Origin of the sequence: Variimorphobacter saccharofermentans, assembly GCF_014174405.1 — a bacterium.
Classification (GTDB): Bacteria; Bacillota; Clostridia; order Lachnospirales; family Lachnospiraceae; genus Mobilitalea; species Mobilitalea saccharofermentans.
Genome location: NZ_JACEGA010000001.1, coordinates 1,492,199 through 1,518,969, shown reverse-complemented (window position 1 = coordinate 1,518,969; position 26,771 = coordinate 1,492,199). Strand labels below are relative to the sequence as shown.

At 36.0% G+C, this 26,771-nt stretch carries 20 protein-coding genes; 1 reads left to right on the top strand and 19 read right to left on the bottom strand.

Annotation, left to right across the window (positions count from 1 at the left end):
- Positions 1-34: 34 nt before the first annotated feature.
- Positions 35-1,456, bottom strand: coding sequence for an ABC transporter substrate-binding protein (locus H0486_RS06615; protein ID WP_228354376.1), 1,422 nt, complete (start codon positions 1,454-1,456; stop codon positions 35-37).
- On the opposite strand from H0486_RS06615, the gene H0486_RS18425 reads away from it, so the two are divergent.
- Complete coding sequence (locus tag H0486_RS18425) at positions 1,404-2,345, top strand: glycoside hydrolase family 43 protein (protein WP_228354375.1); 942 nt, start codon at positions 1,404-1,406, stop codon at positions 2,343-2,345. The two genes, H0486_RS06615 and H0486_RS18425, sit on opposite strands and share 53 nt — an antisense overlap.
- A 45-nt stretch (positions 2,346-2,390) precedes the next feature.
- On the opposite strand, the gene H0486_RS06605 is transcribed toward H0486_RS18425, so the two are convergent.
- From H0486_RS06605 to H0486_RS06520, 18 genes are all read right to left on the bottom strand, one after another.
- Positions 2,391-2,813 carry a pyridoxamine 5'-phosphate oxidase family protein gene (locus tag H0486_RS06605; protein WP_228352246.1) on the bottom strand — a complete coding sequence of 141 codons (423 nt, stop codon included), beginning with the start codon at positions 2,811-2,813 and terminating at the stop codon, positions 2,391-2,393.
- A 235-nt stretch (positions 2,814-3,048) separates the two neighbouring features.
- The gene (locus tag H0486_RS06600; protein ID WP_228352245.1) at positions 3,049-3,915 is read right to left on the bottom strand and encodes an AraC family transcriptional regulator; all 867 of its coding nucleotides are present in this window, start codon (positions 3,913-3,915) and stop codon (positions 3,049-3,051) included.
- A 428-nt stretch (positions 3,916-4,343) separates the two neighbouring features.
- Positions 4,344-8,252, bottom strand: a complete 3,909-nt coding sequence (locus H0486_RS06595; RefSeq protein ID WP_228352244.1) for a DUF5704 domain-containing protein — start codon at positions 8,250-8,252, stop codon at positions 4,344-4,346.
- Positions 8,252-9,553 (bottom strand): hypothetical protein, encoded by a 1,302-nt coding sequence (locus tag H0486_RS06590; protein WP_228352243.1) that lies wholly within the window; start codon positions 9,551-9,553, stop codon positions 8,252-8,254. The genes H0486_RS06595 and H0486_RS06590 overlap by 1 nt, the downstream gene beginning before the upstream one ends.
- Before the next feature lie 179 nt (positions 9,554-9,732).
- Entirely contained in the window at positions 9,733-10,785 is a 1,053-nt protein-coding gene (locus tag H0486_RS06585; RefSeq protein WP_228352242.1) for a hypothetical protein, read from the bottom strand.
- A gap of 41 nt (positions 10,786-10,826) precedes the next feature.
- On the bottom strand, positions 10,827-13,043 hold the full coding sequence (locus H0486_RS06580; RefSeq protein ID WP_228352241.1) for a hypothetical protein: 2,217 nt from the start codon (positions 13,041-13,043) through the stop codon (positions 10,827-10,829).
- Complete coding sequence (locus H0486_RS06575; protein WP_228352240.1) at positions 13,044-16,160, bottom strand: hypothetical protein; 3,117 nt, start codon at positions 16,158-16,160, stop codon at positions 13,044-13,046.
- Positions 16,161-16,214: 54 nt separating this feature from the next.
- Positions 16,215-16,928, bottom strand: a complete 714-nt coding sequence (locus tag H0486_RS06570; protein ID WP_228352239.1) for a hypothetical protein — start codon at positions 16,926-16,928, stop codon at positions 16,215-16,217.
- Positions 16,929-17,280: 352 nt separating this feature from the next.
- A complete protein-coding gene (locus H0486_RS06565) occupies positions 17,281-17,586 on the bottom strand; it encodes a hypothetical protein (RefSeq protein ID WP_228352238.1) in 306 nt (101 codons plus the stop codon).
- Between the two features lie 89 nt (positions 17,587-17,675).
- The gene (locus tag H0486_RS06560; protein WP_228352237.1) at positions 17,676-18,122 is read right to left on the bottom strand and encodes a hypothetical protein; all 447 of its coding nucleotides are present in this window, start codon (positions 18,120-18,122) and stop codon (positions 17,676-17,678) included.
- A 47-nt stretch (positions 18,123-18,169) separates the two neighbouring features.
- On the bottom strand, positions 18,170-18,640 hold the full coding sequence (locus tag H0486_RS06555; RefSeq protein WP_228352236.1) for a hypothetical protein: 471 nt from the start codon (positions 18,638-18,640) through the stop codon (positions 18,170-18,172).
- Positions 18,641-18,656: 16 nt separating this feature from the next.
- On the bottom strand, positions 18,657-19,151 hold the full coding sequence (locus tag H0486_RS06550; RefSeq protein ID WP_228352235.1) for a hypothetical protein: 495 nt from the start codon (positions 19,149-19,151) through the stop codon (positions 18,657-18,659).
- Positions 19,152-19,190: 39 nt separating this feature from the next.
- Complete coding sequence (locus tag H0486_RS06545) at positions 19,191-21,209, bottom strand: hypothetical protein (protein ID WP_228352234.1); 2,019 nt, start codon at positions 21,207-21,209, stop codon at positions 19,191-19,193.
- On the bottom strand, positions 21,199-23,034 hold the full coding sequence (locus H0486_RS06540) for a P-loop NTPase family protein (RefSeq protein ID WP_228352233.1): 1,836 nt from the start codon (positions 23,032-23,034) through the stop codon (positions 21,199-21,201). The genes H0486_RS06545 and H0486_RS06540 overlap by 11 nt, the downstream gene beginning before the upstream one ends.
- Positions 23,035-23,038: 4 nt before the next feature.
- Positions 23,039-23,866, bottom strand: coding sequence for a hypothetical protein (locus H0486_RS06535; protein ID WP_228352232.1), 828 nt, complete (start codon positions 23,864-23,866; stop codon positions 23,039-23,041).
- A gap of 4 nt (positions 23,867-23,870) precedes the next feature.
- On the bottom strand, positions 23,871-24,533 hold the full coding sequence (locus H0486_RS06530) for a hypothetical protein (protein WP_228352231.1): 663 nt from the start codon (positions 24,531-24,533) through the stop codon (positions 23,871-23,873).
- Positions 24,523-25,593: an SAF domain-containing protein gene (locus H0486_RS06525; protein ID WP_228352230.1), complete on the bottom strand. Its 1,071-nt coding sequence runs from the start codon at positions 25,591-25,593 to the stop codon at positions 24,523-24,525. Before H0486_RS06525 ends, H0486_RS06530 begins: the two co-directional genes overlap by 11 nt.
- 225 nt (positions 25,594-25,818) lie before the next feature.
- Entirely contained in the window at positions 25,819-26,658 is an 840-nt protein-coding gene (locus tag H0486_RS06520) for a hypothetical protein (RefSeq protein ID WP_228352229.1), read from the bottom strand.
- Positions 26,659-26,771 lie beyond the last annotated feature (113 nt).

Genomic DNA, 26,771 nt, shown 5'->3' with positions numbered 1-26,771 from the left:
ACTTTAGATTACCTGTCAATGATTGCTTCTATAATTATTGTTGTGCTGCCGCTTTTAATTCATTCGCTGCATCGAGTGCTTCCTGCATTGCAGGCTGAATTTCAGCACAGTACTCAGCTGCTGTCTTCTCTCCGGTTAATACGTATTCATAACCGCCACCTAAGAATGTGGACCACCAGTCAGCATTATAGGTATAATTTGTTTCAACAAAAATACCTTGGTATTTATCAGTTCCTTCAATGTAATTGAAGATTACATCTACATTATCACCGTAAGGAATAGTTCCATCAGCAATTTTCGCTTTGAAATCTCCCTTAGCATAGCTCATGATATTCGGGATCTGTAAGGAAGCTCCTGTTGTCTCACCGGAGAGTACTCTCTGGCCTTCCAGATCTGTGGAGAACAGGGTGATTAATGCTGCAGCTGCTTCAGGATATTTCGTATCTGAAGAAATTGCGAAACCAACAGAACCATTACGTGTCATAGACACACCAGTCTTACCTGTAGGCCATCCGCAGAGACCCCAGTTATAAGGGAAGGTATTCTTATCCATGAATGCACCAACATCCCAGGTACCACATGCATAGAAACCAATCTGTCCATCTAACCATCTCTGGTATCCACCAAGAGCAGTATCCTGTTCTACGGTAGGAGTTACTTTATACTTGCATGTCAAGTCTGCAAAGAACTGGAATGCATCGATGAATTCCTGCTGTCCGTCAATCACTACCTTTGTATAATCATCGTTAAGGAAATGTCCTCCATTGGTGTAAAGAAATGCATCAAAAGCCCATTGGAATGCATTTGCAGTACCCCATTGATCGATTTCACCATCGCCATCCGTATCCTTGGTCAGAGCTTTACATACTTCAACGAATTCTTCCCAGGTATAAGGATTTGCAGGATCCGGGTAAGCTACGCCTGCCGCATCAAATATATCCTTGTTGTAAGCAAAAGCAAAGGTTGAGAAATCCTTCGGTAAGCAGTATAAGGAACCTTCACCAGTACCAGCAACCTTACCGTCGTAACGATAAGCATTGCCTACAGAACCCCAAAGATCATTGACTACTGATGTATCTACTAAATTATCAAGAGGTTGAACAAAGCCATCATCTACATAGCTGGCTACCGCTTCAGGTCCTACATAGAATATGTCAGGCATATCTCCAGCTGCCTTATTAGCAAGCATCTTCTGATTATACTCATCTGAAGTGGTAACTTCAAATGTTACCTTTGCTCCGGTACTTTCTGTAAATCTATCAATCAAAGACTGGTATACGGCTTTTTCATGATCCTGAGCAAAAATGAATACCTTCAAATCAGCATTGCTATAATCAGCATCTACTTTTATGTTCTCAGTTGCCTCTTCTTTGACTTCAATTTGAGCTCCAGAAGGTCCATTTATTCCGAGAGGCTGTGTATTAAAAACCTCGGACCAATTACCTGTCAATGCCATTGATGCCAATATTATTACCGATGTTACAACCGGGGAGATGTACCTATTATACGGCTCCTTCTGGGGCGGATGTCATATGCTTCTTCTGGACAGGGAAACAGGCCTCGCAGCTGAAGAAGGCATAGGCACCTGTGTTGCAAGACGTCCTCAATGGATGAGCGGAGCAATCGAAGGCCCCTACATGATATATAATCCCGATACAGGCTACTACTATCTTTTTGTATCCTATGGTTCCTTAAAAACGGATTACAACATTCGTGTAGGTCGAAGCAGAACCATCACAGGACCCTTTCATGATATAAACGGCAGAGATTTATCGGATATTGATGATTCAGATAACTCAGTTGGATTTATGATTGCTTGCGGATATCGCTGGAATGATGGTGTTCCATATATGGCACCGGGACACAATTCCGTACTGCGTAACGCAGACGGTGAGTGGTTTCTCGTATACCATATAAGGGAACAGAACTTTAGAAGAACTCCCGAACCCTCTACGATGCAGATTCGTAAGATGTTCTGGACACCGGACGGCTGGCCGGTTGCCAGCGCAGAACCCTATAGCGGTGAGATATCACAGCCCATTCCTGAGGAATTACTTCTCGGTCATTATGAACGAATTCAGTTAACTCCTTCTCTTCCCCAGGGAGTACAGTGTTCTGTACCCATGAAGCTGGATAAAGATCACTATTACGAATGCTGTTCCATTCAGGGAAGCTGGTCTGCGGACAACGATCAATCCGTCGTGATCACTTACGGTGATCGAAGGGAACACCTTATTGCCTCCGCAGCCTGGGATCATGAATTGAATCAGGAAACCATTATTCTTACGGGTAAGACGGATCATGGCATCGCTATTTGGGCAAAAAAAGTAGCTCCTCTGAGCTAGATTAATAATAGGAAGTGCGCTTTGCGCACTTCCTATCGTTATAAATTAGAATAAGCTTATCGGTACCTTTTCTGCAAAATTAGTCTCCATCGTCCATATAACAGCAGTTGCTTTTCTCAAGTTAAAAATACGAAGTATATCATCTGAAATGCCATTTTCTCTCCATACCTGAAGGAATTTTCTGGATGGATGATTGTATATTTCCTCTTTTAGTTCATTATCCTGAACATATTCTAACTCTCCAGTAACCCTTATTTGCATTCCATTCCCAAAAAAGCAGAGTTCTGCCTTCGGATTATTTCTTATTTGAGCATATACATCCTTCTGAGCCGAAGTGTGAAAGATTATCCCATCTTCATTCGCTCTGAATAGAAGCATTCCCCGTACTCTTGGCTGATCGCCATCCATTGAAGCTAAATAGAAAACCGGATTTTCATTCATAAATTGAAATATTTCTTCCTTCGTCATATTATTTACTCCTCCTTTTAATGAATGGTAAAATTATAAAGGAACACTTTCATCCAGAATATCAAATTTCTATTAATTAATATCAAAAAAATACAGTTCGGACCGGCCTGTATTTCCTTCCAAATATATTTGCTATGAATATATTCCCGGATTGATAGCCAGATAGAACTGTATCTCAATATCTCATTAACGGTTTTGACTGCATCTTCATCAGAATTGATAACGGTCTGTAACATTAGGAATAAGAGTTCCGATATTCCGACGGCGTAACATTGTACCGCTTATGAAAGCACGAAGAATAATGTGAGCTGCTACTAAATCCACAGCGCAACGCAATCTCAGTAATCGGTATTTCTTTTCTTATAAGAAGCTTCTTTGATTTCTCCAGTCTCACCTGTATTAGGTACTCAATCGGTGACAGCTTTGTTTCCTTCTTAAATATCCGATTAAAGCCGGATACTGATATATTTCCAATTTCAGCAAGCCTTTTGACCGTAATCGGCTCACTATAATGTTGTTCTATGTAATGCTCTGCCCGTGCTACGGCATAATTGGAGGATATGGCGCGTAAGTCATAAGCCTCTCCCAATATACTTCGAATCAACCAATGGGTGATGATGGTACTTTGAGCCTGCAGCGTGATATCCGAATTCATCATCTTTTTACTATATTCAAAAGCGAATGTATTTAATATCTTTAGGATATCATGGCATACTGCAAATTGCGTCCAATTAAAATACGGTTCCTCATTGGTATACATTTTATACTGCTCCTCGAAGTACTCCTTGTCTATTAATAGACAGTAATAATGCTTCAGCATCCCTTCTTCATCGGTATGCGGTATATCCGGAGATAAAGCGAAAGCTAGATAATGATCTTCCTTTATATCAATCGTCGGCTTTACTTTATCCTTATCATAGCCAAATGCAATAATAAACATATAAGAAGGATGCACGTGGAACGGTCTTGCAGCATACAGGCATTTGCCCGTAGAAGGTATAAACAGCCCAAGATTCCTATTCACATAACAATCTACATATTTTAGTTCCTCCTCGGTGACACTTTCTCCTACTAAGGATTGTATCCAGTGAAAATCCTCCATAGACAGCCTCTTTCCTACAAATTAATTAATGACTTGGATACATTGATATTACTTGCTGCTTTCCACATCTCATGTTCTTTGTCAAAGATTAGTTTCTCTACATTTGTATAACCCATCCCTATTCCTCCTCATTCATTCAAATTAGTAATATCATTTCATCATGTACCTGTTCACTAACCTTGATAATGCTATGAAATGAAATAATATAAAGATATAAATCGATACCACGATATGTGTTCATATTATCATAAATTGGATTTTATTACTATAACTACTTTTTTGGAGCCCTTACATTCTCAAATAACACTGTTTTTATTATCTATAACAGAAATATAATATAAGTGAAGTGCAAGTAACATAGATTGATATGTAACTTGCACTACAATATTTCGTGCTACACTTTGTATTTCATTTCGTATTATGTTAACCTAATAGATTGCTCCTGCTTCATAGTCCTCTGACATCCTTTTTGAGGAATGATATATAACGAAATCGCCTGCATAAAATGTAAATGTCGGTCCTTTGTAGCTTGATTTTTGCTGAGGCGGTCCTTCCATTACCCACATGCTGCAATGTCCATAATCACGGTAATTCTTTGAATTAATATAGCTTAGCCTCCGTGTACCATCATCACCAATCGTTTCTATAGTGAGATTAACTATGATGTATCCATCCTTCAACCAGAAATCTTCTCCATAATCTACGCCGTACTTATCTACATAATCCATTACGTCAAAACCCTTCTTAACCACATGTACCTCATTAGGGATATAGTATTGTCCGTACCATCTTTGCAGTCTTTCTAACATCTTATCTTCAGTAATGCCAGCTTCTGTCACTTTCGTAAAGGAAGCGTAGGACTTCATCCTATTCACATATTCATTATTAGCGTAGGTTCTAAATGGAGAACAAAGCTTGATTTCATAGAAATTGAACATTGGCGAATACTGTCCGATAAACTTTTCATACTTTTCGCCTCGTAGCCTTGCCGTCTGCTTCAACTCCTTTTCAGGAACTGCCAGCTCTAAATCTCCTGTTAATACGAACTTCATATTAATCTTATCCAAAGCAGAACCTACCTTAACTAAATATCTAGTTTTGTTATCTATTGATTCAGAATAATATAAGTCTACAGCCACTCTATTCTCGCCATTCTTATCGACAAAATAGAAATTCGGCTTGATGACAACTCTACTTGCATCGGAGAACATATTTCCAGTAGTCTCCAACGAAAATCTTACGAGATAACCTGTTTTTAGTATACCCTTGTTCTTATATTTAGGATGACTTCCATCAACCAGAGGAAATGTATACTTAATATTACGTTCCGTATCCTTTCCATACTGATCATTGGTACCTAGTGCATAAGTATAATATCTCTCTGAACTATAGGTATTCATGTCTGAACCATCTATATAACGTGAATCGTCTTTCTTCAATTTAGACGATTTGGGAATTCGGAATACATCTTTCCATATAGGATAATCCGATAAATCATATATGTTCAATCCATATATTCTCCCTGAGACCTGTACATCGATAGTATCGGTTGCTACATAATTAGCCATATTCATATTAGCATACTCTTCCATCTTGTTCAGGAACGAATCTCCATTTACTGCAATTGTTCGAAATTGTACGGTATATTTACCTTCATTAACCGTCATGGGAAGATAGAATCTTGGTGAAGCCCTGCCTATCGATATCCAAGTACCAACCTTAATAAAATCATCATCCCCTTCATAATTGGCAACACCGGCGTCAATGTAGACATCAAAAGGAAACTTAACCTGGTTTTTAAGTAAGTCGTTTTCCTTAGATATATAGGATACATTAGGATCTCTAAGTGATCTTGAAAAATCACGTGTGTAATATCCCAGCTTGTTACTATGTGGTCCGGTATTGGATATATTCACCACAAAATCAGAAAGTGTTGGATCAGGATCAAGGACTAATTGAATTCGTGTTAAGTCCGGATTGATTAACTGAACGTATTTATCATTATTTGCTGTAATTGTTGGCTTACAAATAACCGGTGTATGTATTACAACATCATTAATGTTTTCAATACTGTATGTAAGTGTGGATGGTTTTGTAGGATTAACACTGGCAATACGTGAGTAGGTAATGGTACCATTGGACGGATAGGTTCCGTTTAGTTTGGTTGCTTCTATCACATTATTTGCCTTAAACAGTGCATCTTGATGTGTCATATCTTCATACATTGGCAACGATCCATTTATTCCCGGTGCTTCCCTTTCTGACATTTCACCACTGATTATGGTTACTCCGTTAATAATCAGTGTATCACTTCGGACTCTTGCCTCTCCGGTCATTGCCAGTCCATAATAAGATAGATCCTCCGGATCAAAATCAGGCCTGCTTGTGGTATCCTCCTCGTTCATTACTTCCTCGGGATCCAAAGTAATTCCTTCTATGGATTCTATAGGCGAATAAACATGATCAGCCATATTACTGCTATGGGATACTATGATGTTCGGCGCATCATAATGATTTTTATCAGGAATTAAAATGAGTTTACCATCTGGTAGGGCATAATTATTCAACACCGCATTGTCAATTTTATAACACTCAAAGCTTTCAATCTCCCAGTACCCATAAGCTCTCGGCACAGTAATTGTTTGAGATATCGGAACTATTTCTTCTACTGGCTCTCCTCCACCATCTGAATCCGGAGTAGCTGTTTCATAGTTAAGAAGATAATCCTTTGTTACCTTCACATTAAAATACTGTACCCCTACCTTCTTAACGATACGGTATTTTATGAGATATTCCTTTGCGATTACCTGACCATAAAGACTTTCCGTAGTCGGTACACCAAGGGTTGCAATAAATTTCTCTGCTCCTCGGACATCAGGCTTTATAACACCTGTAGCATTCACTTCCATTGAGTCAACCTCAATGACTTCTTCGTCAGGTATTATTATTTCAGGAAGAGGTGGTGTTGGAGTAGGTTCTGGCTTTGGAGAGGGAGATGGTTTCGGAGATGGAGTCGGAGCTCCAGGAGAAGTGGATGGCTTAGGGGTTGGTGTTATACTTGGTTTTCCTGTTGGTGTTGGTGATGCAGGGTTGGAAGTGTCATCATCATCGTAGATCATGTAAAAGGTAGCTAGAGAATCCTTCTGTGCATCTGGCATGATAAAGTTTGCTATCTTTTCCCCCATATTGGGGCCATTAGTTTTCGTTCTTCCATTATCTCTGCTGATATAACGAAGGAACCACTTGTTTTGATAAGTATATTCCTTTTTGCTAACTGTTATCTCATCCGGTGGATCATAACTTATCTTATCACCATACATGACTTTTTCAGGATTCTTAAGAACTTTTAATTCATTATAATCTTTATCAACTGCTATGATATTATATTTATATGGCTCAATGACATTATCATATATCAAATATACTGTCAGCGTAGAACCAGGAGTCGCATCCGGGCTCTCGAAGTTAATACTAGATGTATATTTACTTGTTTTCGTTTTTGATCCGGTTTTTCGTTTCTCAAACCCATAATACCATGTACCGGAATATTCCCACATTGAGTTATTATGTTCGAGTTTTTTCTTACTTTCCGGTAAGGTATATTTAAAAGTCTCTTTATAGATAACCTTCTGTGTCTTAAATGGTTCGTCTGATAACTCATTTCCGTCTTTGTCAACCGGAATTACTTCTACCCTATAAGTTGGACAAATATCGAAGCGCATATTGTAATAACTAGGTACTTTCTCTTGTGTGGCAGGATCCCAGGCAGAATAACCCAATCGGTATTTCTCTGGTGCATTCAGCATTTCCTGAACACCTATAACATCGTTTACCTTTTTTACATTTCCTTCATAAATATCGTAAATTACATGTAGATAAACTGGAATGCCATTATCGCCGATATCTTGGCCGGAAATACCAAGTTTTCCGGCCATACCTACAATATCTTCGAAATTGATAGTATAGTAATTTTGTATAGTCTCATTACCAACATATTCATCCGGTGATTTTGATACTTTTATACGATTATTCCTAGCTTCTGAAGGAAAAGAGCTACTTGTATTATATGGAGTAAGCGTCATTACATAATTATCCGTTTCGTAATAATAGTCATTCTGCTTTTTGTGGTGAGTACCTTGAAGAACGATTTCATCATTTTCTATATCATAAACTACTAAATATTTATTATTATAATGATTAGTTAGTATCCACGTACCACTTTCTGCAGCCTTACATTCCTGTGTTAATACATTTGTAGGTAACTGCACTATTATACCAATTATAATTATTAACGACATTATTTTATTTAAAGAGCGGTTAATTATAGTATTGCTCATTAATCAAGCACCTGACCTTTATAATACAATCCTCCTATTATACCTAAATTTCCTATAGAACTACCATTTTCAGATAGGTGTATGTCAAAATAACCTTCTGTCCACTTTCCACGTTTTGTGCCTCTTAAGTCAACAAACCCTGGACTATAAACTATCTTATTGTGAGGGTATTCTGTAATCATTGTATCTGTATCTGGATTGAGAGACACATTTGAAGATACTACTCTATATTTTACATAAGCTCTTAAATAAAATTTACCATGTAAACTATAAAGAGTGGAACCATCCACGGCAATCGTATCAGCTTCTACTATGGTTTTATTCTTCTTCATATCATTATAGTATTTATCAACTTTTTCTCTCACAAATTTTTCATAGTAATCTTTATATACATGGCTAGTAGACATCAGTTCTTCCACCCATCCATCACTTATAGTCCTATAATCGGCATTAAACACTAGTTCTAAATGTTTTCTTGCCTTTTCTACCCACATATCAATATTTTCTTCTTTGATTTTTTTGAAATCATCATACTGTTCAATCTTTAATTTATCAATTTCAGCGGGTGATGCATAATCCACTAGATGAACCAATTTAATCTCTTCATAATCAGTACCATAAAGTTTAGGATTTTCACATTTTAATTTCCACTCATAATACTTATTTGGGTAACTAGCCAAAATATAAGGAAATAATTTATAGTTCTTTGGAAGGTTGGTCGTTCTAATCAGCTGCCCATCCGGGCTGATCTTTGCTCGCAGCTTTTTATCATTAAGCATCTTAACGATATTTTCTGCTCCGGCCTTTGTGATCTTTGATGTAACTTTCAGCTTTCGATCTGTGCAATAAGCACCGTTTGAATATCCTTTCATGTAACCTTTTATGTATGCTTTCGCTACATCCACTCTTTTTTCTTCCTTTACCTTACTGATATCTGATATTCTTTTATCAATAACCGTCTGTATCAGCTTCTCATCAAGTTTATTTCCATAAAGATATTCGTCTGCACGGTTTAATACTACTAATGCATCACCACGGGTAATATTTTTATTATAAGAAGTGAAATCCCCTTCTTTTATAATGCCTTTATCAAGAAGTGCATTCACATATCCTGAGTTTTCTGAGTTTGTAGTAGTTGTTGTTGTTATATCAAGCTCATCGACAATTAATTCCGCAAATTGTTCCACGGTTATATACTTTTCCGCTGCAGACACACGATTATCTTTATGTAGCCCATGTGTTCCAGATATTAGAACGAATACAAGTAAAACAGATGTGAATGACTTCATCTTACTTCTCATAAATTGAATCTCCTTCTCTTATGTGATATAAAATAGTACTGATTTCCTATATCATATATTAAATGTGATATATTTACAATACATAATATTCCAAATTATGTATTATTTTTAAAATTTCACATCTAGATATTCCTTATTTGAATTGTGCCAAAAATTTATAGTTAGCCAATATTATTTAATTATGGTGTATAATCAGGTGCATTCGCACCATTGTTCTGATTACATAACGGGCATGCATAGGCTCCCCTTTTACAGCAGCTTTGTATATCATACAGTGGTTCGTCCATGAAAAGTGTTCCTCCACCTTGAAGTTCCGGACATCTTTCACGGTGATATACCAGGTACCAGCTCTTTTGTTCCAAATAATAAGCCTGTTTCTTTGAAACTTTTGCTCCTGCACTGGCTATACGGTTATAGGTTTCTCCGCGCTGGTGACCATATGGGTATCCCTGAAATACTACATACATACTTACTTCATCAAGGAAAGGAGCCCATTCCTCATTCTTTATCGCAGGGAGGGAAAAGTTATAGGTTATACCAAACTGTTTTGCTATTCGGTTATGTCTACTTGTATAATAGGCCATGTTATCTTCTATACATTGTATGATTGTATTTTTTCGTACTTCCTGAAACAATTCATCATTCAGTAGAATACTATTTGGTTTTGTTAAACGAAATGCCGAAAACTCATACCCTGTTTGTATTTCATGATAATCACATCTATATAGTCTCTGTGTATCCTCTCCCGATAGTAAATTATTTTTATCATATAGAGTCACTATATCCCCCAATGTAAATCCATATATAAAGTCATCATCCTCATAAAAATAAGGAATTTTTTCAGACCAGCGCTTTGTAATACAAGAATATCCATTAGAATCCTTATATTCATCACTGTAAAGTATATAAAATCCATCCTCCATCGTAATTGCTACCACAGGGATATACTGATTGAACTTGGTTTGACTATCCTTATCAGAAATTACTCCGAAGGTGGTGTATAGAGAAAGGAAGAAGCTATTGATTGCTGCCTCTTTATTAATTATGATGTTATTGTTCCCATCTACCTCAGCAAGCTTTGTCACCGCATCATCGATTGCAGTATCCAAGTTATTATCAATTTGATTTATATTATCAATCACTGCTTTTAAATTGTTGGTTTTAATATCTATTGTTACAATGATTGTAATAGCGACAATTACAAACATAATAACATAATGATACAGCTTCAATTCCTTTACCTCTTCTCTATCTTATACTACACAATATATAATCACTCATACTCATTACCGTTCTCCCGAATATATCCACCCTTAAGTACATTTATATTATTTCCATCAAGGCCATGTAGAATATTAGAAAGTAACCTGCTTCCCCAGCTTCCTCGAATATTCTTCACAGTAACGATTAAATAATCCCGATTTGAGAAGTAATATACTCCACTTTCTCCGTAAAGCTCACTTAGTATTTCATCCATGTACCGTTTGTCATAATACTCTAAAACGTTTCCTGTAAAGATTGGGGTACTCAGAGCACAGTGAGGGCATCCAGGGTCCGTATCATCCGGATAAAGTTCATAGTATCGGCTACATATCGGACATAGCTTTACATTACGTTTATTGTTTACTGTTAGATAACAATATTTACCTCGATAACTTAGGGTAACATGTTGCATACCAACATAGAATTTATCAAAGTTGTCTACGTATTCCATTTGAAGTAGTTTGGTATGTCCATCCATATAGGTAGCTAATAGTGTCACTCCATTATCGGAGAGGGACGTTCCACGATAAATATCTATGCTTCCGTTAACTGGATACTCAATACGAAGATTGCTGACATATTCCCTACAGTAAGGACAACCTGGATCTAATCCCTCATTTGTTAAGTTATATGTATGTCCATTGACACATACTTTACTTTTGGGAACTACTGTAACAGTTATGGTACATGTATTATTTGATCCTAGTTCATCTAAATATGATAAGGTTACTGTTCGATTTGAAACTGGTTCTGTAGCAGTGAAATTTGTAGAACAAACCACTGTCTTTGTAGATCCATCTACAAAAGTCGCTACGGCTGTCGTGATTAATGCTTCTCCCACATATACCGCCTGTACAGGATGAGTAGGCACTAGCGTTTTTACCTTTTTATCACATACCAGCGTTGCATCCTCTTCAAAACCACATATGGGAACCCATCTGTTACTCTCACTTCTTTCATATTCGCATATTTTAAAGGTTCCACCAAAACTAGCTACTGTTACATTACCATCCGTATCCTCATAACCCCAGGCATATCTACTGAATGAGCCAGGGCCACAACTAAGAGCATCTAATTTATTTATATTTACATCTGGGGTTTCCTTAACTCCTATGCCGCTGCCTCCAACACATTCAAATACAATCTGACCATTTTTCCATTTTGCTGCAAAACTCAAGGTACCTAACGTCTTATCAGTGTCCTCATCCACATATTGAAAACTATAAAATTTCGGTATTTCACAATATTTATCTAATCCATTTGATCTCATATATCCTATAAAATGATTTTGAAACCAGAAATCTCCATAGCCTGCCCTATCATTATCGATTGTATAATAGCTATGATATCGATAACATCCTGAATAGTGGTTTCCACAATATTTAACTTGAGGATAATAACATTCATAGTTACGCATTATATCATTGGGAATTTTATCATTAAATCTATCATTATCATCGTCCGTATTATAACCACATGAGAATGAATATTCATGATTTACTATGATACTTAAATTTCTTCCATCACAAAAAATACACCGACTGGCTCCGTATGAATACTGCGGATATTCTGTTATACGATATGTATCAGGATCCATATAGTAAAAACAGAGATACCAATCATAATTTGCTCCGCATAGTTTACATGTAACATTATGATAAACGGCACTTTCATACCAACGACAGCTACTTGTATGTGTATGTGTATGTATAAATGTTTGATTTCCCTGATGCTTATGGCCTCTATAGCATTCGTCCGTATGTACATGTCCCGGATCAGCCGGTAAGTTTACTGCTGCTGCCAATACAGATTCGTTGGTTTCCGTATTCATTGTCAGTCCACTATTATCAATTGGATCCGTGATGTCTGGTGGAAATGTTTCGATTGGATGAAAATGATAGGTATTCGTGCCTGTATACGCATTATTCTGATCTTCAATAATTTCTTCTAATGTACGAAAACGGTACTCTGGTTCCATGATCTTTTGTCTTTGTTCAAACTCAATGTCATATAGTAAGCCAGTCCCCGAAAGATCATCAAGGTACTTGTCATACCTGTCTTTCGATAGATACCCCTTCCCTCGAATTTCGTCCACCAATTCTTCTGTTTCGACGTCTACGATAGTCTGTGTAATTGCATCTTGTTTGAGACCAAAGTATAATAGGGGAAATAGGAATAGAATAAGGATTCCGATAAAAATATCAATAATGCGTTCATAAGAATCCATCTAATAGATTACCTCCCCACCAAACGTATATCGTTTTCCCGGAACAAACTGATTGGTTCCAAAGAACATCTTCTGTATATTGGAGCGCAACGATTTATTCCTTGGCGTCACAGTGATGGTAAAATAATCACCCTGTTTCAGATAATATATTCCATCCGAATATAATTTATTTAAAATGTCCGATGTAAAGGTAGTATCGAAATATAGAATCACATTTTCTTTCTCCAACTCCAGATTACAATATGGACATCCCGGATCACTACCATCTTCATTAAGGTAATAGTGATGACCATTGGGACAGACGATCCCTGGAAGACCATCAACTACTTCAATATCAAGTGTGGTTGAAAATCCTTCATACATAACAGTAATTGTCTGTACTCCGAGTGTATTAGGATCATATCCGCTCACTCTCCACCCTTCATAGGTTGATTCCCGGTGTTCGTCACGGAACATTAAAATAATCTCAAGATTTAAGGCACTTTTATATGGTACTGTATTCCCGCCATTTCTTAATCTTGCTTCGATACCAGTCAGTTGGTAATAGCAAACAGGGCAGCCTTTCGGGCTGTCAGAAAACTTGTAGTTAAGGCCACAATATGGACACTCTACCATCCCATCATCCAGTACAGTTACTTTAATCGTTGTAAATGCAGAGTTATATAGGATTGTGGCGTCAAAAGTGCCGGATGTATCTGCAATAAAGTTTGTCGTCCAATCTGCTATCTCTTCAGCATGCCCATCTTTAAAATGCGCTATTACCGTAATAGGTAGCAGCTGATGTTTTTCGATTGTTACTTCAGAAGGATCTACTTCAAGACTAACAACTACCTTTTTACATAATGGGCATCCCGGATCAGAACCATCATCGTTCAGCGGATATTCCAATCCACATTCCGGACAATTCTTTTTATTGGTTATAACTTCTGTCGTTATATATGTATCAAATCCTTCATATGATACTTTCACTTCCTGTATCCCAATTTGATTCGGATCATAGTCACTTGTCCACCCGGTTACTTCCCTTCTTATTCCCGACTCATATACCGCTTCCACCGTAAGAAAAATTGGATCCCCGTGGACAACTATACTATAACTTGGATTAGCAGTAATGCTAACAATCGTTCCATTACATACCGGGCATCCCGGATCTTTGTCATTCTCGTCCAGTTCATAAATCGTTCCACAGTCAGGACATTCCTTCGCCATATTTCTTACCGTAACATAAACCTCAGATGTTTTAGTAATACCTAACTCTGTATAAGATACCGTTAGCTTTTGTAATCCTAGAATCGTTCTGTCAAAACCAGTAACCGTATATCCGGATACCTCTTGGCTTGTATTGTTGTCATAGTGTGCAGTTACTTTAAGTCTTGGATTGGTGTATCGTGGTACGTACTGATTGTCTGGTTCTACAGTAACCCCAGTAAGTTTATAGGGCTGTCTTACAGTAACCTGGACTTTACAGGTTTTACTTCCGGTCGTTCTGGCATTATCAACAAGTCCTAGATAAGTAAGAGTAACCTCCTGCTCACCCAACTGATTCGGATTAAAATTGCTGGTACAATTCACTATACCACTATGTCCATCAAGATAGGTTGCAAAAGCAGTTGTAGCAATAGAACCACCTAGATCAATCACCTGTATGGGGCTTGTAGCTGTTATTGAGGTAACTACCTGATTACACATCGGAAATACCTCTTCTCCTGCTTCGTTATAATAGTGTCCTCCCTCATATCCACAGGACAATTGATAGGCATTCGTTTTACTTGTTTTATAACATGGTAATCCATAGTTTGAGGTGCCATCTAACCTCGTCAAAGGTAAATAATATGAGCCATAACTATATGATGACGCCTTTAAAAATTTTTTTGTAGAATAATATCCTCCGACCCATAATGTTCCACTGCACCAACCGGAATCACATTTCTGTCCATTCGTATAGCGAGATGATGGTGGTAATGAGGTACTATAAAATCTTTTTCCGCCATACCCATAACCATAGGTTCCTCCATCTTTTCCTACAGGGTCTGTATATGGCCCACATTCAGAACATACATCACTGAAGGAATATAAAGTATCTTGTGTTGTAAAATAATCTATTAATATCTCTGTAGCTCCGTCAATTAACTTATTATAGCAGCCTCCCCTACTCTTCCTATTACCAGTATGAACATGACCTTCACATTGAATACTTGGTATCATCCCTTCCGGGATAGGATCAAGATTACTTACAACCTTCATATCCTCTAAATGCGGAAATCCATTGTAAAGATAAAGCCTGTGATACAGATCTTCAATTGTGTAGATATTGGTCGTAAGCCAATTTGTAACGTCTCCAATTGGATAATACAAACTACTGCTGTCTTGGTTTGCTGTTCTAATATATCTGTATATGTTTTGCAGGTTTGGGTTACCACTTATAAAAGTATAAACCGGACTATAGTCGGGCTTTTCTCTGGTATCCTGGTAAACCGCATTTGCAGTATACTTTCCTAAGCAGGTCTCTGTGTTTCCATCATAGAAATTAACCTGTAGGTTATACTCTAAACTATATTCATACGCACGGAAGCTAACTACAACATGCTCCTGAAAGCAATTGGCACATGCAATGCTTACCCTACCGTTTATCGTTTTTGCAAACCCTTTATTGGTTGTGTATCTAGTAAATTTATCTTCTGTTGCATAAGTGGTATAAATGCCTAATCTCATATCCTTACAACACGCAGTTATTTCAAAATGATTATCTAAAGCTTCAAATCCTGGATAACAATCTGCAGTGTGAATATGGGTAGCAAATGATGTGTTCTCCGCTTTCAGATCTGATATCTTGTCTCCAATTGCCATCTCTGTCACTTCTTGATCAGTTACAGGATGTGAAATATCCATTGCCACATCATATAACTCGCCAGTCTGATCTAGTTTATGGATAAACTTCTCATATTGCTCCAACGAAATATACCCTTGATGCCTAACCGTATCTGCGAACTCAGCTGTATGTACACTAATTCCATAATCCATTGTTTCACTCTGCAATTGTGCAATATATTGTAGTGGGAACAGAAGGATTAATAGGATGGCTAATATTATTCCGACATATTTTCCTATAACATCCATTTATTTTCCTGCCTTCATCTCATAAGCACATAATTCAATTAAGTAAATCATCTGTTATGTTAACATTTCTTTAATTAATCTGTAGTTAAAAACAGCCTCTCCAAGATATGGATATTGCTTTCGTTTCAAATTAACCTCTTCCAGTATTCTTTTCTTTTGACTCTCTGATTTATTTATCAGTAAATCATAGGCCATTCTCACTCTTGTAAAATTGAAATCAAGATTTCGACGAAGCAGACTTTCTCTTATTTTAATATACAAACTATCAATCTGTTCCTTTGTATAATTTAGTTTGATATATAGAAATAATTTCTCTGAAGCGATTGTTTCCTTTAGAAGTATACTATAACTATCAAGATACTCATCCAACATTATTAACGATTCCAGTGCTTTCTCAAATTGCCTTACATCCATATAATAATAGCATTCAATAATTTTGTGCCATGCAATGATTTCGTTAGATAAATCGGCTCCGTCAGGTAGTATAACACGTACCTTTGAAAAATCCCTATAAGTAGAGCCTCTTTGCATTAAGGGTATGATATCCATCTGAAAGTAACAGCTCTTTAATGCCATTGCATTTTTTCGAAGCCAGTAAAGATTCATTCCGTCTGTATTAACATGTACTTTTTTTAATGGTATGCCATCTATTAATACATAACCGGCAGAGAGGAAGGAAGATAGTAATAGAATTAGCCGAATTATGAAAGGAAGCTCCTTAAAGCATAATGCTAATACAGTCGTAAATAGAAAGCTGATTGCATTCATTATAATTCCCCCCATAAAAAATAATACATAAGGGGTTCTTCGCTCTGTATATACCGGAGGCTGCATAATGCACTGCCCACAGGTACCAGGCATGCTATATCTTTTTATAACATATCTTCCTTTTTCATTTATAATGGTAAAATTTCCTATTCGAAACGAAATAAAATGATAGCCTGTTAAAAATCCAAATAAGCAATGGCCACCTTCATGAAGTAGAATTTGCACTCCTGAAAGTATAATGAGTGCAAGAAAAAGAATAGTTCCTAGCATAAACAGATTGTTTATCGGGTATAATAAGTTTTTACTGTTTAAATAACAAAATAATTCGATAAAATACATATTATTTTCACTCTTAACCCTCGCAGCTATATAGAATCATATTTATATTTCCTTCACTATCATATTGATAGCTTTTATAGTAGTTCTTTTTGGGGATACTATTCTCATCGATTTCATAGCTGTAATCATAGTTTCTCCGATATAATATATTATCAATCCTAATATCATAATCCAGCGGTTGGAATAAAGTAGCAATCACTTCGGCATATGTAACGGAACATTGATCCAAATCATTATACTGTTGATAGAGTTCATTACTTTTAAGCTTTTCTCTTACCATCTCCAAGGTTCTATCATATAGTAGTGCTTCTTTGATCATAAGAAATACTCCTAAACAAAAAACGATGATCGAAAAAATCATATAGATTAGCTTATTAATCTGTTCCATCAAATAATCCCTTTCTAAGCCTATAACTGAGTAAATGTAATCCCAACAATGACTTTATTAGAATTAACAACCAAATGTCCTACAAATTTAGCTGTTGGTTTAATATATCTATTATTAGTAAAATCCCTGATTTGTGTATGGCAGGAGTTATTTCGATAGGTATTTTCTGATAGCGAAGTAATTACATTAACATAGATGGGAGCCGTTTCTGTTTCCGTATAATCGCCTAAATGCTTCTTAATAAAATTAACTACGTCGCTACCATACACCTCCATATCATCATACATTTTAATTTCGCTATCATTTATATCATTATTTAAATCTGCCATCTGTGATATCGCATTATTGCTTAATGCCTTTGCAGTATCTGCTGCCTGAAAACCTAACGCAACCATAATACAGGTAATAATCACTGCGGCAGCAAATATCAATATTCTGACAGAATCAGATAAATAATTGATTTTCATTTGGATTCCTACCTTTCTTCTAATACATAGAGTAAGCTATCTTTTCTTTATGGCTGTTGATCAAACCAAATGCAAATAATATTACCATTATCATCCTTTCTTATACTTCCAAGGAATTTAGCACTTCGGTTAATATATGCCCCTTGGGCTTTACTAGATTCAAGCTTTGTTGTTCCGATTTCCAAAAGTGATGAAGTAACCTCATCATACACATAATTATAATCCGTTCTGGAACTCTCCAGTGTTCTTACAACAACGGAAAGATGCTCCTTTTGATCAACAGCCTTCTTGATGATATTCACCAGCTCACTACCTAGTATCGTAGCTCCATCATAGATAGCAAACTTAGAATTACTGAATTCAGAGTGCATGGCATATATTTGATCCGAACCGGCTAATACGGATGATTTTCCGGTATTTGATACTGTATATGCCATATAACAGATTAAGCAAGCCACAATAACAGATGCAGCAAATATGAGTAAACGTACATGGTCAGAAATATAGTTTTGTCTCATAAGCGGCTATTCATCCTTATTCCTGTTGTTCAAACTGAATACAGATTACATTGTTATTAACGTCTTTAAATATGGTTCCAAGGAATTGTGCACTTGGATTTATATAGCTAGCACTTGATTTATCATCAGTTACTGTCTTTAATGGTGTGGTTGTCCCGGTTTTACTTATGCTGTGTTCTCCCGATGAAGATACCACATGGCTATAGTTGTAATGGGTACCGGATGGATTTGCCAATGTTTTCACAACGATTGATATGTACTCTCCCTTTTCGATGGATTTCTTAATCATACTTGATAGTTCACTGCCAAGTATTGTGCTTCCATCATAAATTGATTTGCTTACATCCTGATATTCTGAGGACATAGCATTAAACTGGCTGGTACCTGCACTTGCTATAGATTTTCCTTCATTTGTTGTTTTAAATCCGATAACAACAATGACACAAACAATGATTACAGCCGCAGCAAAGATAAGAAGCTTCACTGCATCTGATAAATAATTAAATTTCATAAGCACTTTCCTTTCCTTGTATAATTTAAACTTCTTCCATTAGAATCCCATAGAGGAAACACTTTCCCTGAACTCTTCCAACGCTTGCATTCCTGCTGCCAGCATAGGCAATAAGAGATATATTGTGACTAAAATTGCCGGGATAAATGCAAGTGGTTTTACATTGTCCGCTCTTCTTTGAATAGAGATCTCATTTTCCTGTTTTCTTCTTTCATGAAAGTTCTCTCTCTCCGAGGCGATTTCATCAAACGCTTTATCAATTGGTATTGAATCGCATCGAATTAAATTATCTACCATTCTGCGAAAAGGCGGATACGTTTCTCGTTCCTTCATTTTCATCAGCGCTTCAATGTCACCACTATTATAATCATTCATACATTCCTGGATTGAATGCTTAAATACTACTGCAAAGAGTTCCATCTGTTCTAAGATATCCATAACCGTTATATGACGCATATACATCATCATATAGATAATGGAATGAAATTGATTTACCTCATCTTCCATGGCTATCTTCAGCACTCTTTTCTTATAAATCAGTAACCAGCATGGTATAAAGTACGCTATTACTGCTGCAGCCATGCAAATAATGAACTCATACCATTTAAAGTACTCATTTTGATACTTCAGAATTTGGAGCAGTATTTCCTCTGCTATCTTTTCGTTTGTCAATGTAGCATATAGTTGATTTTCCTTTTCTAACTCCGATATAAGTTCTTCTTTCGTTACGGCTTTCTTTTTATACTGATTCATTTTACTGATCATTAGGTTATTTAATGCTTCAATTTGCTCTTCATTTGTTATGCCCGATATTCTTGCAGCGCTACTTGCATTATGAGTAAATATCCAGCGACTACTGTAATGCATGTAGAACATTAAACCAATTCCAATCACAAAGGTAATTGTTGAATAGATTAATCTCTTCAGTATAAATTGCCGAGGAGATATAGTCTCACCAAGTTGTTTTAGAGCCTTTCCGGTTACAAGCATCCTACCGTAGTATTTTTCCGTATAGTTGTCCAATGCTTTTTTAATAATTGATATTCTTTCCAGTAGCTTTAAATAGCGGTAATTCTTAGGGAATGGTTGTTTGATTTCTTTGACATGATTGATGAGAAAGTAGGTGAAGGCTGATACTAGAAATATAAGAGTAATAAAAGCAATTCCGCCTTGTCCGGCATAAAATCCTTTCAGCTCCGGAACCATGGAAATTCCAAATTCCTGTATCGCATCGATCGGTACACAAACAGCCACAGCGACGAATACGGATCCCGAAAAGACATGTCTAAGCTTTTTTAGTTTTAATATCTCAATATTAATTTCACGTTTTAGATGCATTAGATTGGAGGTAAACAAAAGCTGACCATTTACTTTGACATCACTAAATTCCAATACGCCTGAACATAAGGATAATAATATTTTTAAATACTTGTTATGAGTTGTAGAGTTATATTTTGCAATTTCTTCTTTTAGGTTAGGCGAAGTTATGATTTCATAGAGCTTTCTTGCATGGATTTTCATATCCTCGCTCTGTCCTTCCATTGATAACCATATAGCATCATCAACAAGACGATTGATATAATAATTATGGCTGATATCGGATAGGAAAACTTCAATACTTTCTAGAAGCTTAATATCTGCAGTACGAATATAGTAGTTCAATACTTCATTATTAATAATAAAAACCAGATAGATCACAAGTATTGCATTATGTAGGTTGGGTTTAAGCAGAAAGAGCGTGGTAATCTCCAGAATACAGATTAAGAGAACAGTAAAGATCGTATACATAACTTTCTCGGCAATCATCTCTGGTTCCCCAGGATACAGAACCTCGTAATTCCTGCTAATTCTTTCAACGTATCCTCTTGTCATCGGGAATTGTAATAAATTCTGATAAATCCTCGATATATATCTATGATGTGATTTCTTTAAATAGAGTGATGCTCCTGTGTTATTTTTTCTCTTATCCCAACGATCTATAATACAAAGGATATAATTAACAACAGGTAAGATAATGAGCAAACTTATTCCCATCACGAAAACCATCTTAACATTCATTAGCTTCCTCCAATGCATCGTAATACATCAAAAACTGATTTCTTTCTTCTTGCGTTATATTCCTAAGTATACGATTGACTGACCGCTCACTTAGACGGTTTTTGACGATATACTCCCCGTTTTCTAATGCAATTAACTCACGTACTGAAAAGGCTCTTTTTCGAGATAAAGCTTGTAATGATTGTGCTATGCTGTCCAGTGGCTCTTTTGTATCCACCACTTCATTTCTTTGATAGGGTATTATTTCATTAATGTATCGAATGTACCTATAACCATCACTGGACTTTTCCCAGTGAATATCAATATATATGGAGTTCGCTACCTGTTCTTCTGCTATCATCTCATTGCGAAAGATCCCTACTGACATAATGGAATTTCTAAAATAATCCACAGCATCCTCAGTTGATATACAGTGGCAGGTACAGAGTGTGGACTTTGTACCAGATTGGCATAATGATATATAGGCTGCTGCCAGTTCGGAGTTATTTACCTCACCAAGTATCATAATTGCTGCATCTGACTTTTTCTGAATATTAATGGAATCGATTAAGCTAACTTCATCGGATCCTCGAAAACACACACAGTTTAGATTATCGTATACATTATTAAACCATAATTCGAATTCCGGCTCCGTTGTTCGTATTGGATTTCTAGGATCAATAAATATCCCTAGCGCTTTAAGACAGGTTGTTTTACCTGAATTTTGATCTCCGCTTAATATTGCGTTGAGACATCCTTTAACTACCCATTTCATCAACTCGATGACTCTTTCATTACCATTATGATATAACAATCGATCCATTGTCATGTGTTTGGTGCTGTCAAACTTTCGAACAAAAAAGGCCCAATGAGATGCTAATTTAGGTCTTACAACCAGAACTCGGCTTCCGTCAAACTGGTATGTCAGCTTATATCCATTTGAGGATGTAAGATGCCCCACATTATCATATCGATAAAGATTTTTACAAGTCCTGATCAAATCATTTTGTGATTGAAAGCTTAAGAATGATAGGTGAATTGCTTTTCCATGATAGAATATCCATAAGCTGTTATAATATCTGGTATTTATCCTCCCTTCTGATTCAAATGCTTCTTCCATAAATTTATATTGCTCAGTTGAAGCTCCTGAGCATCCCCCGGATATACCATCAATCGTCATATCATCCCGCAAAATATCTGCTACTGAAAAACCGTATAATTCCTGATAAATACGCTGCGTTACTACTTCTAATCGATCAATATAGCTAAGAGGCTCAGCATATTGCTCATAGGCCTTATGAATATCTTCTTCCGTTATCTCATAGTAGGTTCCAAACTCATTTTTCCTTTCTTTATCAAATCCAAATAAGGCATTCATTCTGTCAAATACTTTTAATCGGTTACTACGGCTTAACTGTTGATATAATATTTCAAATTTATCCTGTGCTGTGAGATAATCCGGATAATTAAAAGGTATTACCTTATTAATTGATTCTTCGTTTATTTGCAGATTGTTTTGTAAAAGGTCCTTCATATAGTCTTTTACAAATTCTTTTTCTCCGATATTCCCTTGTGCACAGGATCGTATTGCTATACATATTCTTGCTTTCTGATGCTCTCTTTTCTTCGTTTCTTTTCTATTGAGATATAGCTCTGCAATATTCTGGTTAATAATATCGTTAAATAAATCCTTTACCCCTTTTTCTAAATGTTGAAGTGAAAACATATTGATTTCTACATTTTCTTCATCCGGTTCCATATCCTTTTTAAATATGAAAAATATTGTTGTAAACGCAAACACCGTTAAGAGAGCAATGATTACTGTATTAATATGTAAAAAGTCCAAAAGCTTAAGTCCTTTCTTTCATTTCAATATGAATACCAGCCAGTTGTAATATTTTCTGCGTTGTGCGTCTTACTTCCATGATGAAATAGTAATTCTCATCCCCCTTTCCGACATTTAAGCATTTGCGAATAAACTCTACCGCTTTACCATCACTTTGAGCGTCAAGAAAAGCCGTATTATACGGAATTACTCCTGAATTCTTTGAATGAAATACATTGTGATACTTTCTTCTCAGATTGCTGATATTATATTTTGAATTACTGTCATAATTTCCAAACAGGTAAAAAAGCTTTTCATGATTTTTATCATTAAAACATCGCAAGTATAAATCAATCACACTATGATTTTGACACAAATTAATGATAATAAGATCCGCTTCTTCCATAAGCTTTTGAGACAGCCAGTTCTCTCCAGAACATACATCGATAAAAACTATCCCGTATAATGTTTCTAACTTACGAAATAAATTTCTATAAATGGTATCCATTTCATAATCAAAGGATTCTTTATTCGTCTTTGTTGTTCCTGGTAAAAGTAAAACGTTTGTATTGGTTAATGAAATACAACAATTCTCCAGTGTTTCGTAATCGATTTGAGCTGCCTTGAAATATCTGGATAACATATCAATCCCAACATCGCAAAAGTAATCCTTTGATGCTATATTATCAGAGTTACTCCCGACAAGAGGAGCTTCCAGGTTATTATATTTAAAATGGGTATGGGTTAAGAGAATCTTTTTCTTATAATCCATTCCTGCTACGAAAGCTGTCACCAATGTATTGCTGGTAGTCCCCGATTGCCCGTGAATTGGCGACCAAAACACAATTTTCAATGAATTAAACCCCTTTCCTGGCCTTATCATAAGCCATTCGTATTTGCTTTTCTGGTAAATGGGAGCATAACACCTGAATTTCGTTTAAAAGATATGCCTTGAGCATAGTAGAAGTTTTTAAGAAACAGAAATTTTGATTATAATGACACTTAATGCTATTTTCATAGTCCCTATCATCCCGATATAAAATAGATATTCTTTCAGGCGGGATTTGCTTTTTTGTCTCTTCTGCTATGGACTTAGTAGAGATTTTGACATCAGTAGCTTCACGTATTAGTAAAGCTGTATTGATATTTAAGTCATCGTATGCTCTTATGTTACTAATTCTTTTTGAATTATAGCTATACATATCTGTAACATATACAATTCGGGTAAGCATCTGAGCATTTGTTTTCGGTTGACCATAACCACAATCAATTAATATATCATCGTAGTAATCACAAAGCTTTTCATTTACATCCATCAGAGTGAAATCAACCTGTCGATAGGATACCACATTCTGCTTCGGGTCAATTCCATTAATCTCAGGAATGGAATATCTTAAGGATGAAGTTTCAGAATGATCCACAATCAATACCTTTCGATTTAGCTTTTGTAGAATTCTTGATAGATATAAAATAATATCAAAGCTATCGTAACCGATATACGCAACAACATTACTCGCCATATTCTGTATCACCTCCCATCGCCTTTTCTTCCTCTGAGTAATAAAAATAATCATTATTTATATTGGTGTTATTCTTCGGAATGGATGTTTCATTAACTGTATTATTGTCTTCTATGGACTTATTCTTTCCATTTGTCTCTTCCGTATCCGATATGGAAACCTGATTCGAACTAGCTATTGTATCTTTCGAATCCTCTACTTCAGATACGGTAGTATGTCTTTTCTGAACATTCGGATATAGATCCCAGCTGATAGCAGTAACATCGATCATCATACTAGAAGCAAGCCGATTTTCTAATGCTTTTCTAACTTCTTTATTCAACTCCTGTGATGCTCTTTCTAAAATATTCGGGTCATTTTCTAATAATGTTAATATGGCTAAACTCGGTACATAATTGATATAAGATGCATCTTGAACATTAGGCTCTATATATTTTGTAACAAAAAGCTTAGAACCAGGATATAATCCGGCATCAACAATTGCGGCAGACATTCTCAGTAATTCTTCCTCGTTAAGCCACATAAGGCAGGATGCCATCTCCTGTGTATAACCTTTAAGAATTTTCTTTGATAATACGATATAGCTTTCTCCATTCGGATATACGATTCGCACATCAATCGTATCATTGTTTAAAACATTGGGGCTTATATGAATAACATCATACTCCACTTCACGTAATTCCTTTGCAATGGTATTGTCCGTAAGCATACGATTTATTATTTGGGTTCCCGCCGGGATATCAATCAACGCAATTTTTCCTAATTCCTCTTCCAAAATGAAATTCTTATCCGGCTGTGATGAATAAACCTTTTGCCTTTCCACATTTTCCAGTGTAACGGCTTCTCCCACGGTAATATCTGTTTTTGCAACAAAGACGTTTTTCTGATTCTTATTCATGTCTGAATAAGCTTGTTCTAATAAATATTTATATTCTTCTTTTATCTGGCTTGTGATTAAAAAGGAAGTGATAAACGCCGCTCCTCCTATCACTACAATACAGATACAAGCAACAATAATATACTGTTTAGTTGTCTTTTTAATTTTACTTCTATATTTCATTTACACCTCTAATAAAGAATTTGTTATTAAGAAAACAAAGAATAATAATGATAGATAAAACAAAGAAATAGATCAGAATTATTTTAGATTTTGAGATATTAAGACAATTGACTGAAGATATCCTTCGTTTTCTTAATCGTCTGCTAGTACACCAACCAACGATAAATAGCAAACACCAATATAATATCAGTCCTATGATGATAGTAAATAAGATATGAACAAAGGCTATCTTCCACACATAGGCATCTCCTTAAGTTTTGTCAATAATTCCGCCTTTTTTATCATAACATAAGCAGCTTTTTTAATAGACTGAATAAAGATATAATTTGGATGATCCTTTGTAAGGAAATAATTACGATAAACATACTCAACGACAGATCCGTTTTGAAATGCACATTGATACATTTCATTATCCGGTATCGGAATAATATTCTCGAGTTGGATGTTATACTCTGAAGCTATTCTTCTACAATTCAGTCTGGAATTTGTGCGATAGCCGCTAATAATAAATATAGCTTTATGAATTAATGACGAATAATTTAAGAAGAAATCCTCCAAGATTATCTGATTCTGACACAGATTAACTACAATTAGATCGGCCTCATCAAGAATAATTTTAGTGCTCAAACTACTATGACTTGTAGCTTCAACGATACAGATATCTGCTTTTTCTTCGATAAGTGAGAATAACGTTTGAATACAACGATCAAATTCATAATCAAATACTTCATTATGTATTACTCTGCCTTGGGGAATATAATACAGATGATCCTGGATGATTTCGTTTAGATATAATTTGAGGGTATCAGAATGATAATCTCCTCGATATATTTTACGCATAAGGCCTTCGATCCCATTGCCATCATAATAATTCGAGCCTACCTCTTGCAGTTGTCCTGGTTGAGAATTCCCCATGTACGCTCTGCCTAGATTATGATGGCGTAACCTGTTTTCCATAGTAATTATAGAATACGGATATCGAATAACACTTGCTACGCTAATTGCTGCTAGATTTGCTGTTACGCCACACCTCTCATTCACATTACTCCAAAACACAATTTTCAATTACTTAACCTCCTTCTTACATATCAAATGGATTTGATGAGATGATCTTATCTAATAGATAATATTAAGATGCATTAGAATATTTTCGAGATGTTTATATCATAATCTAAAAT

Excerpts from the sequence above, each read along its gene's own strand:
- H0486_RS06615 (WP_228354376.1), bottom strand. The coding sequence starts at position 1,456 with ATGGCATTGACAGGTAATTGGTCCGAGGTTTTTAATACACAGCCTCTC.
- H0486_RS06605 (WP_228352246.1), bottom strand. The coding sequence starts at position 2,813 with ATGACGAAGGAAGAAATATTTCAATTTATGAATGAAAATCCGGTTTTC.
- H0486_RS06600 (WP_228352245.1), bottom strand. The coding sequence starts at position 3,915 with ATGGAGGATTTTCACTGGATACAATCCTTAGTAGGAGAAAGTGTCACC.
- H0486_RS06595 (WP_228352244.1), bottom strand. The coding sequence starts at position 8,252 with ATGAGCAATACTATAATTAACCGCTCTTTAAATAAAATAATGTCGTTA.
- H0486_RS06590 (WP_228352243.1), bottom strand. The coding sequence starts at position 9,553 with ATGAGAAGTAAGATGAAGTCATTCACATCTGTTTTACTTGTATTCGTT.
- H0486_RS06580 (WP_228352241.1), bottom strand. The coding sequence starts at position 13,043 with ATGGATTCTTATGAACGCATTATTGATATTTTTATCGGAATCCTTATT.
- H0486_RS06575 (WP_228352240.1), bottom strand. The coding sequence starts at position 16,160 with ATGGATGTTATAGGAAAATATGTCGGAATAATATTAGCCATCCTATTA.
- H0486_RS06570 (WP_228352239.1), bottom strand. The coding sequence starts at position 16,928 with ATGAATGCAATCAGCTTTCTATTTACGACTGTATTAGCATTATGCTTT.
- H0486_RS06565 (WP_228352238.1), bottom strand. The coding sequence starts at position 17,586 with ATGATCAAAGAAGCACTACTATATGATAGAACCTTGGAGATGGTAAGA.
- H0486_RS06560 (WP_228352237.1), bottom strand. The coding sequence starts at position 18,122 with ATGAAAATCAATTATTTATCTGATTCTGTCAGAATATTGATATTTGCT.
- H0486_RS06555 (WP_228352236.1), bottom strand. The coding sequence starts at position 18,640 with ATGAGACAAAACTATATTTCTGACCATGTACGTTTACTCATATTTGCT.
- H0486_RS06550 (WP_228352235.1), bottom strand. The coding sequence starts at position 19,151 with ATGAAATTTAATTATTTATCAGATGCAGTGAAGCTTCTTATCTTTGCT.
- H0486_RS06545 (WP_228352234.1), bottom strand. The coding sequence starts at position 21,209 with ATGAATGTTAAGATGGTTTTCGTGATGGGAATAAGTTTGCTCATTATC.
- H0486_RS06530 (WP_228352231.1), bottom strand. The coding sequence starts at position 24,533 with ATGGCGAGTAATGTTGTTGCGTATATCGGTTACGATAGCTTTGATATT.
- H0486_RS06525 (WP_228352230.1), bottom strand. The coding sequence starts at position 25,593 with ATGAAATATAGAAGTAAAATTAAAAAGACAACTAAACAGTATATTATT.